Source organism: Ruminococcus sp. AM26-12LB, assembly GCF_003480785.1.
Taxonomy (GTDB): domain Bacteria; phylum Bacillota; class Clostridia; order Lachnospirales; family Lachnospiraceae; genus Blautia_A; species Blautia_A fusiformis.
In genome coordinates, this window is record NZ_QUJX01000002.1 from 1 (window position 1) to 417 (window position 417).

Below are 417 nucleotides of genomic sequence, written 5' to 3' on the forward strand. Positions count from 1 at the left end.
TTGTCAACCATAAATTTCAATTTTTTTAGATTTTCCTGGAAGTTTATTTTTATAGGACAATTTCTTTTCTGCTATCATTCATCCATTATGCTATTATCTTCCTGTTTATTATTTTATATGTGTTGTTTTTTATAATAAGACTCTTCGCTGGATGGCGCTACGCCGGTCGCATTTTCAATGCGGGAATATGCAGGGGGAAGGCCATCTCAGAGTTCCGTAGCCCGAAGGCAATGCCATTTAGTTAGAACATAGTATTCCAAAAGATTGCAATGTATGGTAAAAAAGAATTATACATTGCAATCTTTTTTTATACAAAAGGAGGCTCGCTTATGAACTCTACTTTTGCTTCCAGTTATGAATTGCTCCTGTCTGCTATTTCTGAATTAGAACTTCAGAAGGATTCTTTTGTCCTTCACC